The following is a 17,295-nucleotide window of genomic DNA, read 5'->3' on the forward strand; positions in this document are numbered from 1 at the left end:
TATCATTTTATTTCACTTCGAGTACGTTCAGACGCAGTTCTTCTAACTGATTGTCATCTTCTTCTGGCTGCCAGCCAGCAGGCTGCATAGGGATCTCTTCCCGATCAAACGCCAGATCGCCGCCATTCACCACGTCTGATTCGTGGTTGATACCTTTGAAGTCGAACAGCTCAACATCCGCGAGGTGGGACGGCACAACGTTCTGCATCGCGCTGAACATGGTTTCGATGCGACCCGGATAACGTTTGTCCCAGTCACGCAGCATGTCGCCAATCACCTGGCGCTGCAGGTTCGGTTGAGAGCCACAGAGGTTACATGGAATAATCGGGAATTCTTTGGCCTGAGAGAAACGCTCAATATCCTTCTCGCGGCAGTAGGCAAGAGGGCGGATGACAATGTGCTTGCCGTCATCGCTCATCAGTTTTGGTGGCATGCCTTTCATCTTGCCGCCGTAAAACATGTTCAGGAACAGTGTCTGCAGGATATCGTCGCGGTGATGGCCCAGCGCAATTTTGGTTGCGCCCAGTTCCGTTGCGGTGCGATACAGAATGCCGCGGCGCAGACGGGAGCAGAGAGAGCAGGTGGTTTTCCCTTCCGGGATCTTCTCTTTCACAATACCGTAGGTGTTTTCTTCAACGATTTTGTACTCAACGCCCAGCTTCTCCAGATATTCCGGCAGAATGTGCTCCGGGAAGCCCGGCTGTTTCTGGTCAAGGTTGACCGCCACCAGGGAAAACTTCACCGGCGCGCTTTGCTGAAGATTACGCAGGATCTCCAGCATGGTGTAGCTGTCTTTACCCCCTGACAGGCAAACCATAATACGGTCACCGTCTTCAATCATGTTGAAGTCTGCAATGGCCTCGCCCACGTTACGGCGCAGTCGCTTTTGCAGTTTGTTCAGGTTGTATTGCTCTTTCTTTGTATTTGCTTGATTTTCTTGCATGTATTACTACCTTCGGAGCCAATAGGGGCAAAAATTTTTCAGCGTGCGAGCTTATCGTTAAGCATCAGCACCTGTTCGCCATTCATTTCTTCAATCCACGCACCGTAGACTTCATAAACCATTTGCGCGTTTTCATGCCCCATCTGGCTGGCTATGAAAGACGGTTAGCGCTGACAGATAAAAGCCAGCAGGCAAAAGTATGCCGCGTATGGTACGGATTCCGACGGCGAATGCCAGCACGTTTTACAGCAGCGTTAAATCTGGCGCCGATACTTGATAAAGAGTAGTAGGCTTTCTGTTTGCCCTTCCGCATCCTGGGCATGAAAACAAATCGCAGGCTCTAGCAGATCGCTTCGCCAGTGGCGAGACTTTTAGTATCCATGGAAGAAGTAGCGAATCTTCAAGCCGATAAACTTCAACACTGGCCAGACATAATGCTGGATGAAATATAGGGCAGGTGGAACAACCAATGCCGCACCAGTTGCGCAGATTGCGTATACTGCCGAGTCCTTTGCAATTGATGAATAATTTAGGTTAAGTGTTTCAAGGTTAATTGCATTGGTTGTACTGGAACCTACAAATCCAGAGCCAAAAACAACCAGGAACACATAAAGTGATGCTGTTATGAGCTTTAAAATTAGCCGAATGTATTTCACGATGATCACCTGCTGAATGAATCCCCCTTTTTACACATAAGCAACGTGTTTAGCTAGCTCATGGTTTACGTTGTTCTAAATGGTATTCTGAACTTTACACCCGAACCCACAAAGGCTGGCTGTGTTGACCTGTTCTCGCGCAAAGTTATTGGCTGGTCAATGCAACTCCGGATGACAAAAGATAAATAGCCTGAGCCTGATACATGCGTGATATCGCGTATAATGATTCTTCAAAATCGCTTAACATCCACTGGCTTGTACTATGACTCTCAATCGTTTTTGTTATTTACTCCTGATCCTCGCTGCGGTCGGCAGCATTCTTACCTCGTATCCAGTGGTGATGTGGTTGCTGCTGATCAATGTACTGACGATGGTTATGTATGGCGCAGATAAAATGGCGGCGCGTAAAGGTATGCGCAGGGTTCCGGAAGCGACGTTGCTGGTATTTGGTGTGACAGGGGGCTGGCCTGGGGCCATTTTGGGGCAACAACTCTTTCGCCATAAAACCCAAAAGCAGCCATTCAAAACGTACTTTTTTATCAGCGTTATCGTCAGCATCACCGTGATGGCGGCGGCTTACCATTTCTCTCCTTTTATCTCTTCATGAGCGTCGACAGGGGCGGGTGAAATGCCTGTTGACATCAAGTTAACTTGAGCTTTTAAGATGCCTGCCACAGGTTGATAAAGGAGTAACATCTTAAAATGAAAGATATTGATGTCGGTTTTACACATGTCGCGTTCATGGTCAGGGATCTTGAAAAGAGCATTGCTTTCTATCGTCGTTACGCGGGTATGGAGATTATTCACTCCCGTGAACCCGATATTCCTGATGCCCGTAAAGTGGCGTGGCTAAGCGACCATACCCGTCCTTTCGCCCTGGTGCTGGTACAGGCGGATAACGTAACCGATACGCCGCTGGGTAACTTTGGTCATCTGGGCATTGCCTGCGCCACCCGTGAAGAACTCGACAGGAAAACGGAGATGGCAAGCGCTGAAGGTGTGTTAAGAAAAGCGCCGGAAGAGTTGGGGGATCCCGTCGGTTACTATGTATTTTTTGCCGACCCTGACGGTAACACGTTAGAACTGTCTTTCGGTCAGCGCGTTGGGCTTGAAGCAATCCGAACGGCTCATCCAGAAAGTAAAGATAACGGGATATAAGAGAGAAATAATGGAATACAGATTGCCATTACAAACCTCGCGTTTGTTACTGCGTCCACTGGCATCCGCCGATTTGCCGGAAATTTCGTGCTACCGCAACCAGCCTGAGGTGGCCCGTTTTCAGAGCTGGGATCGTTTTACGATGCAGGATGCGGAGAAATTATATGCTCAGCAGAACACCCTTGCGTTTAACTGCGATGACACGTGGTACCAGATTATCGTTGAACGGCAAATGGACGGGGCTGTGAATGGGGATATTGGTGTTCATTTTTTTGACGAAGGCAGGCAGGCTGAACTGGGTATGACCTTTGATGTGAAATATCAGAATCAGGGTTATGCCCGGGAAGCTATCAATGCCATAATCACTCTGCTATTTACGCACTATAACAAGCACCGGCTTATCGCCGTTGTGGATACACGCAATATTCGCGCTGCAAACCTTTTGCAAAAACTCCATTTTCGACGGGAAGCCCATTATCGGCAGAACATCTTTTTTAAGGGAGAATGGGGTGATGAATATTGTTATGCCTTGCTGAAAGAGGAACACCTGCGGCATTAAAAGATCGTCAAAAGTTTCTCAATACAGACACCGGCACCGCTAATAGTAGTAGGTTTATTCTCTATGGCTTGCTGTTTTTTGCACAATCTGAATAATAAGTGCAACAACACATAAGACAACATCCCATGAAAATTCAATCTATTACACTGGCGATGCTGGCATTCATTGCTGCACCTGCCTGGTCCGCGTTTCAGGAGCGGGAATATAATACATGGTATATAAAAAATGCCGTTCTTTATGACATGACACAAACTTCAGAGGGTTTTCCTGTCATGGTGAGTATATCCCAACCGGAGCGGCGGTCTGCCAATCTGCTGGTGTCCTATATTTCTGAAGGACAATGTGGTGGAGACAGGAAAGAGCTTAACGTCAATGGCAAAGCACTGCCTGCACAATATCACTGTGTTCAGGTGGGCCTGAGCAAAATTGAACATTTTTCTGTGATTGATGCTGATAGTGTTAATGGCATGGTGACGCATCTTAAGTCTGATTTCACCGTACTGCTTCAAAACGACATAAAGGTATGGGCGGCAAATATTAAAACACCAAAATACGGACTGACACCCAGATTCTAAATACTGAAACCCCGTCTTTTTACGGGGTTTTAGCAATCGCCAACAATTATTTCCTCTATAATAATTTCATTGTTTTATTATTCCAAAAAATGATAAGTGGACTTGTTTTTTTACGTATTGAAAATTCTGTACTTAAAGCGATACGAAATTGTATGAGTTAACTTTGCTAAATATTCTTTTCATGATGGATAAAGCTCACTTTCAGTCTTACGCTTGCTAACAGCTTTTTAGTTGTTCAACACGTCTGTACTGGGTAAGGAGCAGAAAATGACACAGCTTAATAGTCTGGATTCACTCAGCCGTAAAGAAGGGATGTGTTTATTAGAGCAAAGTATGGGTTTTGTCTGGCAGGCAGCACTTAGGGCAGTTGCGGTGTTAGGCGTCGCGGACCATCTGATCGAAGGAAAAAAATCAATTAAGCAACTGGCCCTGGAGCTTAATGTCGATCGCGACTATCTGCATAGAATCATGCGATTATTATCCTCCCGTGGGGTGTTCAACGAATTAACTGAAGACGAATACAGTCTTAGCCATTCAGCAAAATTCCTTTGTTCTGAGTATGAATTTTCCTTGCGTGCAGCGGTACTTATGCTGACCGATCCCACTTTCTGGCAGCCAGCGTCCAGAATGGATGAAATATTACAAGGCAAACCTGTTTTCAATGAATTGTTTGGTAAGCCTTTTTACGAATACTGGCAGCATGATGACACGGTTACGGGCAGCAATATTTTTCATGCCGGTATGGCATCTATGTCATCCGTGGAAAATGAAGTCATTGTGGATTGCTATGCGTTCCCTCATCACGCCGTCGTTGCAGATATCGCCGGGGGACTGGGGAATTTATTACTGGCTGTTTTACGTCGAAATCCAGGCCTTACCGGGATCCTTTTTGACCAAAAGGATGTGCTTGCGCGGAACCGACTGCATTTGCTGAATGACGATCGCCGGTGGAGGACGGTAGAGGGTAGCTTTTTTGAGACCTGTCCTGATGCGGATATTTATCTCCTTAAATACATCTTGATGGATTGGCCAGACGCGAAAGCCGTTCAGATACTGCAGTGCTGCAGAAAGGCAATGAAAGAACGTTCACGATTATTGGTTTTTGAACCCCTTATCAAAGACGAAAATAATGAGCAGTGAATCGCCACGGATAATCTAGACACTTCCGAGCCGTTGATAATACTGGTTTTCATATTCTGTCGGTGACATCTGATCGCTAGAACCATGCCGACGCTTACTGTTATAAAACATTTCGATGTAATCAAAAATATCACTGCGGGCTTCTTCCCGCGTTCCGTAGATCTTTTTCTTTATCCGTTCGCGTTTCAACAACTGGAAAAAGCTTTCTGCGACCGCATTATCATGGCAGTTACCGCGACGGCTCATGCTGCCCTCCAGGCCGTGTGATTTCAGGAACGACTGCCACTCATGGCTTGTGTACTGACTGCCCTGATCCGAATGAACCAGCACCTGTTTTTGGGGATTACGCCGCCATACAGCCATCAGCAGTGCGTTCAGGACAATGTCCTTTGTCATCCGGGATTGCATGGACCAGCCGATAATTTTGCGTGAGAACAGATCAACAACCACAGCAAGATACAGCCAGCCTTCGTGGGTCCTGATATAGGTTATGTCGGTTACCCAACGCTCATCCGGAGCATCCGGATTGAACTGTCGCTGGAGCCTGTTGGGCGACACGATACTGGCCTCGCCTTTACGTGCCCGCGGGCTCTGGTATCCGACCTGAGCCTTTATCCCGACACGTTTCATCAGTCGCCAGACTCTGTTGACTCCGCACTGTTGCCCGCTGTCCCGCAGATCCAGATGGATCTTGCGATAACCATAGACGCATCCCGATTCCAGCCAGAACTGTTTAATCTGTCCTGTCAGTCTCAGGTCTGCCCGATGGCGTTGTGAATGCGGCTGCTGAAGCCATGCGTAAAAGCCACTGGGATGAACATCCAGCACCCGACAGAGCAGGCGAACAGGCCAGCAACGGGCGTTGTCACGGATAAAGGCGTACCTCAGTCGGACAGTTTTGCGAAGTACGCCGCTGTAGATTCAATCTGTCAATGCAACACCCCTTTCAATTATCTCTTTCGGTGTTTTGAACTTCAGTGTCTTTCTCGGTCTGTTGTTTAGCTGAGCAGCAACCAGATCTAGTTCATGTTGAGTATATTGGGCAAGACATGTCTTTTTAGGAAAGTACTGCCGAATTAGCCCATTTGTGTTCTCATTTGTTCCCCGCTGCCAAGGACTCTGAGGATCGCAGAAGTAAACTTTAACGCCGGTGCTGACAGTAAATTCTAGATGTCTGGCCAGTTCCATTCCTCTGTCCCATGTCAGTGATTTTCTGAGTTCTGACGGTAAACTCAGGAATTTGTCGGTAAGAGCCTGATTTACTGAGACAGAATCTTTGCCCCTGAGTCTAAGGATGATCGTATAACGTGATTTTCGGTCTACAAGTGTGGCTATATGGGAGTTTTTTGTACCTGAGACTAAATCGCCCTCCCAATGCCCCAGAGAGCGTCTGTTATCGATATTTCGGGAACGTTCGTGAATTGGTGTTCCGTTCACTATGTTAATCGTACCTCTTTCGCCTTTGCGGGTATGACGCCTGCCATGGCGAAGGCTATGCGACCGTCGCAGATGCTGTATATTCAGGTGGTGTAGCGCTTCACGGCTACGAAAGTACAGCGTTTTATAAATTGTCTCAGGTGATATTCGCAGCGTTTTTTGACGTGGTTTTGTTCGCCTTAACCATCCTGATATTTGCTCTGGAGACCATTTCATCTCCAGCTTTTCCAGAACAAGCTTTCGCAATGGTAAATTTTGATCCAGTAAGCACGGTTTTGGCCTTTTCGCCATTCTGTTGGCTCGGTTATTAGCATCAACAGCTTTGTAATAGCGTCTGCCCCGATTACGCTGAACTTCACGTGAGATCGTCGAAGGACTGCGATTCAGCGCAGTAGCTATCGCACGAATGCTCATTTTGGCTGACAAACCAGCTCGTATCTCCTCGCGCTCAGACAGTGTCAGGTGAGCTACAGCCCGCTTACGCTCATGGGGTTTTATGCCGCCAGTATCCCTTAACATAGTGAAGATCGTTCCGGGTTTTGAACCCAGGATATTCGCTATTTCACTGAAGCCTGTTCCGTTCTTCCATAGTTCAAAAACAGAGGCTTTTTCCTCTGCTGTAAATGTTCGTCTCATTCAAAAAACCTCCGCAACCCCATGTTTTCACATAACTGTTGCGTTGACCAATTGAATCTACAGCGGCTTTCCTGAGAAACTCCCGGTTCACACGCATAACTCGGGATCTTGCTGGAGAGAGTAACCCAGTGATTTTGCCCTTCGTTTAAGCCCGTCGAGTACGCGATTACGGTAGCGCTCTTCATAATAATCCGCGCCAGGATCGACATATTTCTGACCGTATTTAAGGGCATTGTAGAACAGTATTGCCAGTTTTCTTGCCGTTGCAGTGACTGCTTTTGCTTTCCCGATACGGGATGATAATCGACGATAAAAAGCACCCAGCGCTGTATCGCTCCGGCCAATTGTTGTGGCTGCCAGTCTTAGTGCAGCAGCAATTCGACTGGATGAACGCCGTGTTTTCGAGGACAGTACTTTTCCACCGGAGATCTTATTCCCCGGGGACAAACACAGCCACGAGGTAAAATGGCTCGCATCCGGCCAGCGATTCATGTCAGTACCGCATTCGGCAACGAATTTTAGTGCCAGATAAGGTCCGAACCCATGTATCTGTGTCAGGTCTGCTCCGGTAATTTTCCAGAGTAATGGCCTGACATCAAAGGAAAGCTGATTGGGCTGTTTTGTACGATGTCTGGCGGAGGGCAATACTCCTTCAGGCTCTTCAGTTCCGGTGCTGAGCTGCAATAATGAAGTTTCGATTTGATCATCACACTCACGGATTTTTTCCTGGTAAAAATCGAAAAATGCCACCGACTGTTCAAGTGCAAAAAGATGTTCAGGCTGCCAGTTCCCTGTCAGTGCCTGTTGAAGAACCTCTGGCGTCTTTTTACATCTGACATCACGATACTGGATCAATACTGAAGGATCGCGCTCACCACTGACAATAGCTCTGACGATTGAAAGACCGGTAACGCCAGTAATATCCGATACGGCATGATGCAATTGAACATTCATCTGCATCAACGCCTTCTGCATATGTTGGATATGAGCAGCCCGGTATTCAGTCAGGCGTTCCCGTTGTCTCAAATAAGACCTGAGTACGGAAATGTCGTGTTCAGGTCTGAAACTGGCCCGAAGAAGGCCAAATGAATGCAGCTTCTGCAGCCACTGTGCGTCATTGACATCAGTCTTGCGACCGGGAACATTTTTTGCGTCTCTGGCATTAACAAGGATCACATTGAAACCCGCAGCCTCAAGGATCTCAAAAGCAGGCAACCAGTAAACGCCAGTGGACTCCATGGCAATGGTCGTAATGTGACAGGTTTTGAGCCAGTCGGACATCCGATGAAGGTCGCCAGTGAAACTTTGAAAAGTTCTGACCGGCTCGGCGTCAGCATCCGGTGGAACGGCGACTACGTGGAATTCAGCGCCAATATCAACGCCCGCAGCATGAGGATGGATAACAGACATTCGGGAGGATTTTTTCATGGAAATCTCCTTGCTCATTTTTCGATGAACGAAGGAGGGGACGACGGAGAAATCACCTTCCTGAACGGGATCAAAGTCACCACTGCCGGATCCGCCACAGTCCCTGAACCATGTTTTTTTACGGGGTCATACCACCAAAAGGCCGACGGCTGCTTCCTTCGCTAAATTAGCCTGCCAACTTTTCCGGGGAGTTTCTGAGACTCAGGACGGGGTTTCACCCATGGACAGTTTTTTAATATGTCCCGTTCGTCAGTAACCCGCTTCAGCTCTTTCTGGAGACGGCGGATCTCGGTCTGAGCATCTGACTGTTCTTTATGAGTGGAGGAATCCGGACCGTACTTCTTTATCCAGGCGTAAAGGCTGTGGGTGGTGATATCGAGACGTGTTGCCACGCTGGAAACAGAATAACCACGATCAACAACCTGTTTGACTGCTTCAATTTTAAACTCTTCGGGATAACGCTTACCGCTCATGGGCACCTCTCTTTAAGCCATCTTAAATGACTCTGAGGTGTCTGTTAAACCCGTGGCGATTCACAGGGACGGTATGAGATTGACCTGCTTCTTTTAACAAGCTTTGACGGAGGGCGGGCAAGGACAAAATCTGAATATCAAAACTTGTTTGAACAGGCGAATCTTAAGTTAAATACAATAATAAACACCCGCTCGTACCTGTCGATACTGGAAGTCGTACCTGTTTGAACCGCTTTCATGGTATTAACAGAGCAGTTGAACACCATTCCGTTTTAACATATTCCTGCTACGCTTTTCTGTTGTAAAAGGGAGCTCGAATATGCAAAACAAAGATGAACAAACAGGTTTAGTTGCGCTGGCGATCGGTGCCGCCGTCATTGGGCTGGTTTCAGCGCAGAAACCGATCGATCGCGATAGCATCGTCAATGAGCTGGTCAGGCTAGGCAGGCAGAAGGGAGACGGCGTTGAAGATGAGGTTTTCGTTAAGGCTGCTGCGCTTGTGAGGAAAGGGGTGTAACCGATGGGTGAACTTCGTCATGCGCAGTGCCATTGTGGCGCGGTGGTATTTACCGTCGCACTGTCTGATGGCTTTAATACTGCGCGGCGCTGCAGCTGTTCTTTTTGCCGAATGCGGGGGGCTGTGGCGGTATCCGCGCCGTTATCGGGGATTACCGTAACCAAAGGGGAGGATAAGCTCACGGAGTACCGATTTAACACGGGTACGGCCCGGCATTTCTTCTGCTCAATATGCGGGATTTATACGTTCCATCAGCGGCGTTCCAACCCGAACGAATACGGTGTGAATGTTGCCTGTTTTGAAAACGTATCGCCGTTCGACTTCCCGGAGGTTACGGTGATGGACGGGGTTAACCATCCTATGGACGGGGATAGTGGGGTTTTTGGCTATCTCTCTTTCCGCAAAAAATGAGTGTTTTCAGGATTAAGGCTAACCGCCATCCAGGTGGTTCAGAAGAGTGCTGAGGTGACCAACGATATCACCAAAATCAAAAATTAGCGCCATCCACAGAAGCGCTAAAAGAGTAAGTACTGCAACGGATACACGACTTAACAACGCTGTTGTCCTTAGTGATGAAAGGGCTAAACCGTAAGTGTAACCAGCTTTCTTTCAACTTACTCTCAACCAGTTCGTCAGAAACTCTCCATTTTGTGACGTGGTTCAAAAAAAATGGGCCCGCATAATTTTACGGGCCCGGACAATTAGAACTGGTACACCAGGCCTAACGCAACAACATCATCGGTACCGATGCCGTTGTTCTTGTAGAAACTTTCATCTTCGTCCAGCAGGTTGATTTTATAATCAACATAGGTGGACATGTTTTTGTTGAAATAATAGGTCGCACCTACTTCAGCATATTTAACCAGATCCTGATCGCCCTGGCCGTTGCCCAGGTCTTTACCTTTAGACTGCAGGTAGGACAGGGTTGGACGCAGACCGAAGTCGAACTGGTATTGCGCGGTGATTTCGAAGTTCTGAGTTTTGTTCGCCACGGCGTCGGTATTATCACCATAAGGCGTCATGTTACGGATTTCAGAATACATTGCCGCCAGGTAGATATTATTGGCGTCATATTTCAGACCAGCAGTCCAGGCATCGGCTTTGTCACCACCAGCCGTGGTATTCATGACCTGCTCGTTGGTACGGTCAGAAGAGGTATAGGCCGCACCTGCGCTGATCCCCATCCCAAAGTCATAGGTGGTAGAGATACCGAAGCCGTCACCGTTTTCATGGCGTGTGTCACGGCCATTGTTGGTACCTTCCTGGTTGTTGCTGGCGTCTTCATTCTTACCCTGATACTGCAGAGCAAAGTTCAGGCCCGGTACCAGACCATAGAAGTCGGTGTTACGGTAGGTTGCTACACCGTTCGCACGACCGGTCATAAAGTTGTCAGCTTTGGTGTAGGAGTCGCCACCGAACTCTGGCAGCATATCTGTCCAGCCTTCAATGTCATACAGAACACCATAGTTACGGCCATAGTCGAAGGAACCGTAGTCACCGACTTTTACACCCGCGAAGGCCAGACGTGTCCAGGACTGGTTATCTGAGCCTTCAGTGTTGTTCGCCTGAATGTTGTATTCCCACTGCGCGTAACCGGTCATCATGTTGTTGATTTGGGTTTCACCTTTGAAACGGCTTTGTTGAATAAATAAGATTTCGTGCGAACGACCCTGTAGCTGGCTGGATTTTCAGGCAATACGCACGCTTTCTGGCATCCCAGCCTTTGTCATCCTGTTCAACGCACGCACCATGGCCATAGCTTCCGCTACCTGACCATCGTAGTCACGCAGCGTCAGTGAATCTCCCAACAACTGCTTCATTCTGTACATTGCCGTTTCCGCTATCGAGCGACGGTTATATTCCGTTGTCCATTTCCACCGTGCATTGCTTCCGCTCAGCCGCTGATTAGCAACGGCACGGTTGCGGTCTGCGTACTCACCGGGCCAGTAACCTGCTCCTTTTCGGGGAGGAATAAGCGCGCTGATTTTTTTGCGGCGCAGTTCATCGTGACAGAGCCGGGTATCGTAAGCCCCGTCTGCCGCGGCTGCCCTGATTTTTCTGTGAGTCTGCCGGATAAGGCCCGGGAAGGCTTCTGAGTCCGTGACGTTATTCAGCGACAGGTCTGCACAGACAACTTCATGTGTGTTGCTGTCAACAGCAAGATGCAACTTTCGCCAGATACGACGGCGCTCTTTGCCGTGCTTTCTGACTTTCCATTCGCCTTCACCAAAGACCTTCAGCCCGGTGGAATCAATCACCAGGTGTGCGATTTCACCCCGGGTGGACGTTTTGAAACTGACATTAACCGACTTTGCCCGCTTACTGACACTGGTGTAATCCGGGCAGCGCAACGGAACGTTCATCAGGGCAAAAATGGAATCAATAAAACCCTGCGCAGCCCGCAGGGTCAGCCGGAATACGCGTTTAATCACCAGAACGGTGGTGATGGCGAGATCAGAATAGCGCTGGGGCCTTCCTCGTGATGAAGGCGTTGCCGACTCATACCAGGCCTGAATCGCCTCATCATCCAGCCAGAAAGTGAGGGAGCCACGGTTGATGAGAGCTTTGTTGTAGGTGGACCAGTTGGTGATTCTGAACTTTTGCTTTGCCACGGAATGGTCTGTGTTGTCGGGAGGATGCGTGATCTGATCCTTCAACTCAGCAAAAGTTCGATTTATTCAACAAAGCCCTTTGAAACCCAAACGCATGTAGGTCTGATCGCCATCAGCACCTTTATCGTCGGAGAAATAGTGCAGACCATCTACTTTTCCGTACAGATCTAATTTGTTGCCGTCTTTATTATAAATCTCTGCTGCATGCGCAGCACCAGCCATTAACAGAGCCGGAATCATCAGAGCCAGTACTTTTCTTTGCATTGTGATATTCCTTTGCAGTTGTTTTTATTTAATTACCTGTTGAACTTTCCGAATGAGAAAGTTGTCCCATGCTAAATCACTCCAGTGTAAGAGTAATAAAGTATAATTGTTACGAACTAAGTAAAATCTAAACTGAATAAAACGACGGAAATGATCATTGGTTTCATGAATGATTCGTGATGAATTATATAAAATAAAAATTATTAATAAGGGGTTAAGTAAGCTAGTCTCTGTGCTGTTATATGCCTTTAAGATTATTTATCCATAATTTAAATGAATGCTATTTAGTTTTCTAAATAGATATTTATTAATTAACTGGATTGGCCCGATGTGATTACATCGGGCTTTTTTTATGGCAAAAAAATGCCCGGACAAGCCGGGCGGGGGGATTAATCGCTGGTTGATTTTTCGGCTTTACCGGCCATATGCGCCAGGAAATCATACCGTTTTTGCAGGTCAGCGGCGGCATCTTTCCATAGCTGCTCAGCGACCTCAGGCTGTTGCGCATTGAGGCGGCGGAAGCGTTGCTCCTGCATTAACGTTTCGGCCAGGGCATCTGACGGTGGACGCGAATCCAGCGCCAGCGGTAACTTGCCCTCGTCCGCACGGCGCGGATCGAACCGGTAAAGTGGCCAGAATCCGGTAGCTGTCAGCTGACGCATCTGATCGTGGCTGAGTGCCAGGTCGTAGCCATGCTCTTCGCATGGGCTGTAGGCAATGATCAACGACGGGCCTGGATACGCTTCCGCCTCCTGAATAGCTTTCACCGTCTGGTTAAGTTGCGCACCCAGCGAGATTTGCGCGACGTAAACGTGACCGTACATCATCATGCTCACACCGAGATCTTTGCGCGCCTTACGTTTTCCGTGTTCACCAAATTTTGTGACGGCGCCCAACGGCGTAGCCTTTGATGCCTGACCGCCGGTATTGGAATAACACTGCGTATCCAGGACCAGAATATTGACGTTTTCGGTCAGGCTCAACACGTGATCCAGCCCGCCAAAACCAATATCGTAAGCCCAGCCGTCACCACCAATCAGCCAGATCGATTTTTCAACCAGGGCGTCAGCGTCAGTCAGAAGTTGTTCAGCACCCGCTACCCCCTGAAGGGCATGCCGCAGCTCAGCAACTTGCTCTCGACGAACTTCTGATGTGGCTTCTGCGCGTAGTGCCTCATTGAGCTCAGCAGGGATCTGCCCGGCAAACTGTTCCAGCAAACGCATCACTCGAGCGCGATGCTGGTCGACGGTCAGACGGAAGCCGAGACCAAATTCGGCATTATCTTCGAACAATGAGTTTGCCCATGCCGGGCCTCGACCATTCGCGTCAGTGGTGTACGGCGTGGAGGGCAGGTTACCGCCGTAGATAGATGAACAGCCGGTGGCATTGGCAATCAACATCCGGTCGCCGTAGAGCTGAGTCAGCAGCTTAATATAAGGCGTTTCACCGCAGCCAGAGCAGGCACCGGAGTACTCGAATAACGGCGTGATGAGCTGCGACGTTCGAATATCAATACGTTCCAGCTTGCTGCGATCGATTTCCGGTAAGTTCAGGAAGAAGTCATAGTTTACTTTTTCTTCTTCAACGTGCTCCAGACGCGACATCATATTGATGGCTTTGATATTCGGGTCCTGTCTGTCTTTCGCCGGGCACACCTCAACGCACAGATTACAACCGGTGCAATCTTCCGGTGCGACCTGCAGAACGTATTTCTGTCCGCGCATATCACGCGATTTCACATCCAGAGAATGCAGGCTGGCCGGGGCATCCGCCATTGCTTCCGGGGAAACCACTTTGGCGCGAATGGCCGAATGTGGGCATGCCGCTACACAGTGATTGCACTGGGTACACAGATCTTCTTTCCAGATGGGTATCTCTTCGGCGATGTTGCGTTTTTCCCACCGCGTGGTCCCCATTGGCCAGGTCCCATCTGGCGGCAGGGCAGAGACGGGAAGGGCATCGCCCAGCCCGGCCAGCATTGCCGCCGTCACGGTCTTAACGAAATCAGGCGCCGCATCAGATACCACCGGAGGACGATTTGGACTTGCAGCATTCACAGGTTGCAGCGCTACTTCAAACAGAGATTCGCGAGCGAGTGCCAGCGCCTGCCAGTTGCGTTCGACCAGTTCCTGCCCCTTGCTGCTGTAGCTTTTGGCAATTGCGCCCTGCAGTTCCATGAGTGCGCTGTCGCCAGGCAGGATGTTGGTCAGATGGAAAAAGGCCATTTGCATAACGGTATTAATACGCGCGGCCAGACCACATTCGCGGGCAATTTTCGCAGCGTTAACCACATAAAAACGGGCTTTCTTCTGGTTGAGGACCGCCTGTACCTCCTGCGGCAGACGCGCCCAGACTTCATCTGCACTATATGGCGTATTCAGCAGGAAAATACCGCCGGGTTTCAGGCGCTCGGCCATCTGGTATTTATCAATAAACTGCAGCTGGTGGCAGCCAACAAAATCAGCCTGCGAAATAAGATAAGCCGAGCGGATGGGGTGTTCGCTCACGCGCAGGTGGGAAACGGTCAGACCACCGGCTTTTTTGGAGTCATAGACGAAGTATCCCTGGGCATACCACGGGGTAGAATTGCCGATGATTTTGATGTTGTTTTTGGTCGCCGAGACGCTGCCGTCGCTGCCCAGACCATAGAACAGCGCCTCAAGTTTGGCATTCGATGGTAACGTATTTTCTGGCAAAGCCAGGGAAAGGTTAGTCACATCATCATAAATGCCGACCGTAAAGCGAGGCTTCGGTTTCGCTTCATTTAACTCGTTAAATATCGCCAGCACGCAGTCCGGTCCAAACTCCTTGGAGGACAAACCATAGCGGCCGCCGATCACGCGCGGTAGCGTTTCACGTTCGCCGTTATTAAATGCTTCAGCCAGGGCGGTCATGACATCCAGATACAGGGGTTCCGCGTGTGCGCCGGGCTCTTTGGTACGGTCAAGTACCGCCACAGCACGCGCGCTTTCAGGTAGGGCAGAAAGCAGATGTTTAGCTGAGAACGGACGATAGAGACGCACCTTAAGCACGCCAACTTTTTCGCCGCGCGTCAGTAGCTCGTCAACCACCTCTTCACAGGTTCCAATGGCGGATCCCATCAGCACAATCACCCGTTCTGCCTGCGGGTGGCCGTAGTACTCGAACGGTTTGTATTCTCGTCCGGTTGCGGCGGCAAAGTCAGCCATCGCTTGTTCAACATGGTCGTAAACCGCGTTGTACCATGGGTTCGTGGCTTCACGGGACTGGAAATAGGTATCCGGATTCGCTGAAGTCCCACGGATCACCGGATGCTCCGGGTTAAGGGCGCGGGCGCGGTGCGCGTCGATTTCCGCCTGCGGCAGAAGATTCAGAATAGTGTCGTCAGCCAGCGGGACAATTTTGTTGATTTCGTGAGAGGTGCGGAAACCATCAAAGAAGTGAATAAATGGAACGCGACTTTTCAGCGTGGCGATATGCGAAATTAAGGCAAAGTCTTGTGCTTCCTGTACGCTGCTGGCACAAAGCATCGCGCAGCCCGTCTGGCGCACGGCCATCACGTCGGAGTGGTCACCGAAGATGGAAAGGGCGTGGGTGGCGATGGTTCGTGCCGCAACATGCAGAACAAAGGGGGTGAGCTGACCGGCGAGCTTGTACAGCGTCGGGATCATCAATAACAATCCCTGAGAAGAGGTAAACGACGTGGAGAGCGCGCCTGTCTGAAGCGCACCATGTACCGTGGCAATCGCACCGGCTTCAGACTGCATTTCAACCACTCTTGGGACATCTCCCCAGACGTTTTTTAAGCCATTTCCCGCCCAGGCATCTGCCTGCTCAGCCATGGTAGAACTTGGCGTAATCGGATAGATGGCGATAACTTCGCTGGTGCGAAACGCGACTGAGGCAACTGCACCATTACCGTCAATAGTTTGCATAGGACGACACCCTTACATTGCGCAAAATTAGAGGGGCAGTCATTAGGCGACTACCCCTGAATATTATCTCTTTAGTCTAGCAAACAGGGGATTCGACGATTTTCGCTTTTGTGTCCTCGGTATTCTCGGCATCAATGAGTAGATCAAAGTTTTGCCAAAAAAATTGCGAGAAATTGTTTCCGGGACGCATAAATACGCACTTCCGCTCTCGACGACACGGGATGTGATGCCTATTATGCATAGGTTTCGCATTATTCATGGGGGAGAGAGCATGCGCTCAGCATTTTTGGTAGGGTGTGCGGCGTTATTATTGTCGGCATGTAGCAGTGAACCAGTCCAGCAAGCAACGGCGGCCCACGTGGCGCCTGGAATGAAAGCGGCGATGTCCAGCTCCGGCCAGGCCAACTGCGCGATGATTGGCGGTTCGTTGTCTGTTGCCCGCCAGCTTGACGGTTCTGCTATCGGGATGTGCGCCTTGCCAAACGGCAAACGCTGCAGCGAACAGTCGCTTGCCGTTGGAACTTGCGGTAACTACTGATTATTCTGCACGCTTAAACAACAGCGTTTTATCGGCTGTCGCCAGCGTTAACTGGTCTTCTGTCAGGTCGACCTGCGCCCCTTTGCGCAGCATGTCGCCGATAGCGCGATCCAGCTCGTTAAGCTGTGGTTCAGTACAAAGTTTACGCGTCATGGCCAGACCGCTGACTTTCAGCTCGCCTTCGGATAATTTCCCCTGCCCGTTGAAGCGATTACACATCAGGCCTGAAACACGAATGTTATTCACCAGGCTAATATCTGGCAGGGCGCTAAAGCTAATCTCAGGTTGCGTTGCTGTGGCCTTCACGGCTTTACCGTCCACATTTTCCAGAACAAAGCGATGATTCTTCAGTTGCTCCGGCTGAACGGAAGCTTTCCCCGGATTAACGCAACCGGAGAGGACCAGGCTAATAACGCTTAACGCAATGAGCTTTTTCATTTTTCGT

15 protein-coding genes and 6 pseudogenes are annotated in these 17,295 nt (G+C 49.5%); 8 read left to right on the forward strand and 13 right to left on the reverse strand.

The window, feature by feature from the left end; genetic code table 11:
- Nucleotides 1–7 precede the first annotated feature (7 nt).
- The 3 genes and pseudogenes from ttcA to AC0XWG_RS17790 all read right to left on the reverse strand — a co-directional run bounded on the left by ttcA (nt 8) and on the right by AC0XWG_RS17790 (nt 1,599).
- A complete protein-coding gene (gene ttcA / locus AC0XWG_RS17780) occupies nt 8–943 on the reverse strand; it encodes a tRNA 2-thiocytidine(32) synthetase TtcA (protein ID WP_128347602.1) in 936 nt (311 codons plus the stop codon).
- Nucleotides 944–981: 38 nt separating this feature from the next.
- Nucleotides 982–1,280: pseudogene (locus AC0XWG_RS17785) on the reverse strand (tyrosine-type recombinase/integrase); the annotation flags it as partial.
- A gap of 34 nt (nt 1,281–1,314) precedes the next feature.
- Nucleotides 1,315–1,599 (reverse strand): hypothetical protein, encoded by a 285-nt coding sequence (locus AC0XWG_RS17790; RefSeq protein ID WP_128347603.1) that lies wholly within the window; start codon nt 1,597–1,599, stop codon nt 1,315–1,317.
- Between the two features lie 262 nt (nt 1,600–1,861).
- Between AC0XWG_RS17790 and AC0XWG_RS17795 the strand changes: the two genes are divergently transcribed.
- The 5 genes from AC0XWG_RS17795 (at nt 1,862) to AC0XWG_RS17815 (ending at nt 5,031) form a co-directional block, all read left to right on the forward strand.
- Nucleotides 1,862–2,206 carry a DUF1294 domain-containing protein gene (locus tag AC0XWG_RS17795; protein ID WP_128347604.1) on the forward strand — a complete coding sequence of 115 codons (345 nt, stop codon included), beginning with the start codon at nt 1,862–1,864 and terminating at the stop codon, nt 2,204–2,206.
- A 95-nt stretch (nt 2,207–2,301) separates the two neighbouring features.
- Nucleotides 2,302–2,757, forward strand: a complete 456-nt coding sequence (locus AC0XWG_RS17800; protein ID WP_028018845.1) for a VOC family protein — start codon at nt 2,302–2,304, stop codon at nt 2,755–2,757.
- A 10-nt stretch (nt 2,758–2,767) separates the two neighbouring features.
- Nucleotides 2,768–3,316 carry a GNAT family N-acetyltransferase gene (locus AC0XWG_RS17805; RefSeq protein ID WP_475681118.1) on the forward strand — a complete coding sequence of 183 codons (549 nt, stop codon included), beginning with the start codon at nt 2,768–2,770 and terminating at the stop codon, nt 3,314–3,316.
- Nucleotides 3,317–3,441: 125 nt separating this feature from the next.
- Nucleotides 3,442–3,891 carry a hypothetical protein gene (locus AC0XWG_RS17810; protein ID WP_028018847.1) on the forward strand — a complete coding sequence of 150 codons (450 nt, stop codon included), beginning with the start codon at nt 3,442–3,444 and terminating at the stop codon, nt 3,889–3,891.
- A 267-nt stretch (nt 3,892–4,158) separates the two neighbouring features.
- Nucleotides 4,159–5,031 carry a methyltransferase gene (locus AC0XWG_RS17815; RefSeq protein ID WP_475680863.1) on the forward strand — a complete coding sequence of 291 codons (873 nt, stop codon included), beginning with the start codon at nt 4,159–4,161 and terminating at the stop codon, nt 5,029–5,031.
- 15 nt (nt 5,032–5,046) lie between these two features.
- On the opposite strand, the pseudogene AC0XWG_RS17820 reads toward AC0XWG_RS17815, so the two are convergent.
- From AC0XWG_RS17820 to AC0XWG_RS17840, 5 genes and pseudogenes are all read right to left on the reverse strand, one after another.
- Nucleotides 5,047–5,940, reverse strand: a pseudogene (locus tag AC0XWG_RS17820) (IS3 family transposase); the annotation flags it as partial.
- 12 nt (nt 5,941–5,952) lie between these two features.
- Entirely contained in the window at nt 5,953–7,104 is a 1,152-nt protein-coding gene (locus AC0XWG_RS17825) for an IS30-like element IS30 family transposase (RefSeq protein WP_001254932.1), read from the reverse strand.
- A pseudogene (locus AC0XWG_RS17830) lies at nt 7,101–7,178 on the reverse strand (hypothetical protein); the annotation flags it as partial. The pseudogene AC0XWG_RS17830 and the gene AC0XWG_RS17825, both read right to left, overlap by 4 nt.
- A 13-nt stretch (nt 7,179–7,191) precedes the next feature.
- Nucleotides 7,192–8,532, reverse strand: coding sequence for an IS110 family RNA-guided transposase (locus AC0XWG_RS17835; protein WP_008786676.1), 1,341 nt, complete (start codon nt 8,530–8,532; stop codon nt 7,192–7,194).
- A gap of 230 nt (nt 8,533–8,762) precedes the next feature.
- A pseudogene (locus tag AC0XWG_RS17840) lies at nt 8,763–9,005 on the reverse strand (transposase); the annotation flags it as partial.
- Nucleotides 9,006–9,324: 319 nt separating this feature from the next.
- Here AC0XWG_RS17840 and AC0XWG_RS17845 point away from each other — a divergent pair.
- Together AC0XWG_RS17845 and AC0XWG_RS17850 are read left to right on the forward strand one after the other, a co-directional pair.
- Complete coding sequence (locus tag AC0XWG_RS17845) at nt 9,325–9,522, forward strand: hypothetical protein (RefSeq protein WP_475680864.1); 198 nt, start codon at nt 9,325–9,327, stop codon at nt 9,520–9,522.
- A 3-nt stretch (nt 9,523–9,525) separates the two neighbouring features.
- Nucleotides 9,526–9,933, forward strand: a complete 408-nt coding sequence (locus AC0XWG_RS17850) for a GFA family protein (RefSeq protein WP_028018849.1) — start codon at nt 9,526–9,528, stop codon at nt 9,931–9,933.
- A 290-nt stretch (nt 9,934–10,223) separates the two neighbouring features.
- Here AC0XWG_RS17850 and AC0XWG_RS17855 read toward each other — a convergent pair.
- The 4 genes and pseudogenes from AC0XWG_RS17855 to nifJ all read right to left on the reverse strand — a co-directional run.
- A pseudogene (locus AC0XWG_RS17855) lies at nt 10,224–11,153 on the reverse strand (porin); the annotation flags it as partial.
- A gap of 57 nt (nt 11,154–11,210) precedes the next feature.
- Nucleotides 11,211–12,179, reverse strand: a complete 969-nt coding sequence (locus AC0XWG_RS17860; protein WP_000654811.1) for an IS5 family transposase — start codon at nt 12,177–12,179, stop codon at nt 11,211–11,213.
- A gap of 30 nt (nt 12,180–12,209) precedes the next feature.
- Nucleotides 12,210–12,398 (reverse strand): annotated as a pseudogene (locus tag AC0XWG_RS17865) (porin); the annotation flags it as partial.
- Between the two features lie 389 nt (nt 12,399–12,787).
- The gene (gene nifJ, locus AC0XWG_RS17870; protein WP_475680865.1) at nt 12,788–16,312 is read right to left on the reverse strand and encodes a pyruvate:ferredoxin (flavodoxin) oxidoreductase; all 3,525 of its coding nucleotides are present in this window, start codon (nt 16,310–16,312) and stop codon (nt 12,788–12,790) included.
- A 271-nt stretch (nt 16,313–16,583) separates the two neighbouring features.
- Between nifJ and AC0XWG_RS17875 the strand changes: the two genes are divergently transcribed.
- Nucleotides 16,584–16,850 (forward strand): putative hemolysin, encoded by a 267-nt coding sequence (locus tag AC0XWG_RS17875; RefSeq protein ID WP_025759109.1) that lies wholly within the window; start codon nt 16,584–16,586, stop codon nt 16,848–16,850.
- Here the strand turns inward: AC0XWG_RS17875 and hslJ are convergent, their stop codons facing one another.
- Nucleotides 16,851–17,288 carry a heat shock protein HslJ gene (gene hslJ / locus AC0XWG_RS17880; RefSeq protein WP_028018852.1) on the reverse strand — a complete coding sequence of 146 codons (438 nt, stop codon included), beginning with the start codon at nt 17,286–17,288 and terminating at the stop codon, nt 16,851–16,853.
- Nucleotides 17,289–17,295: the final 7 nt, after the last annotated feature.

It is taken from the genome of Enterobacter sp. DVT3837 (assembly GCF_056238685.1).

Coding starts and splice junctions, on each gene's coding strand:
- ttcA (WP_128347602.1), bottom strand. CDS start 943: ATGCAAGAAAATCAAGCAAATACAAAGAAAGAGCAATACAACCTGAAC.
- AC0XWG_RS17795 (WP_128347604.1), top strand. CDS start 1,862: ATGACTCTCAATCGTTTTTGTTATTTACTCCTGATCCTCGCTGCGGTC.
- AC0XWG_RS17800 (WP_028018845.1), top strand. CDS start 2,302: ATGAAAGATATTGATGTCGGTTTTACACATGTCGCGTTCATGGTCAGG.
- AC0XWG_RS17805 (WP_475681118.1), top strand. CDS start 2,768: ATGGAATACAGATTGCCATTACAAACCTCGCGTTTGTTACTGCGTCCA.
- AC0XWG_RS17810 (WP_028018847.1), top strand. CDS start 3,442: ATGAAAATTCAATCTATTACACTGGCGATGCTGGCATTCATTGCTGCA.
- AC0XWG_RS17815 (WP_475680863.1), top strand. CDS start 4,159: ATGACACAGCTTAATAGTCTGGATTCACTCAGCCGTAAAGAAGGGATG.
- AC0XWG_RS17825 (WP_001254932.1), bottom strand. CDS start 7,104: ATGAGACGAACATTTACAGCAGAGGAAAAAGCCTCTGTTTTTGAACTA.
- AC0XWG_RS17835 (WP_008786676.1), bottom strand. CDS start 8,532: ATGAAAAAATCCTCCCGAATGTCTGTTATCCATCCTCATGCTGCGGGC.
- AC0XWG_RS17845 (WP_475680864.1), top strand. CDS start 9,325: ATGCAAAACAAAGATGAACAAACAGGTTTAGTTGCGCTGGCGATCGGT.
- AC0XWG_RS17850 (WP_028018849.1), top strand. CDS start 9,526: ATGGGTGAACTTCGTCATGCGCAGTGCCATTGTGGCGCGGTGGTATTT.
- nifJ (WP_475680865.1), bottom strand. CDS start 16,312: ATGCAAACTATTGACGGTAATGGTGCAGTTGCCTCAGTCGCGTTTCGC.
- AC0XWG_RS17875 (WP_025759109.1), top strand. CDS start 16,584: ATGCGCTCAGCATTTTTGGTAGGGTGTGCGGCGTTATTATTGTCGGCA.
- hslJ (WP_028018852.1), bottom strand. CDS start 17,288: ATGAAAAAGCTCATTGCGTTAAGCGTTATTAGCCTGGTCCTCTCCGGT.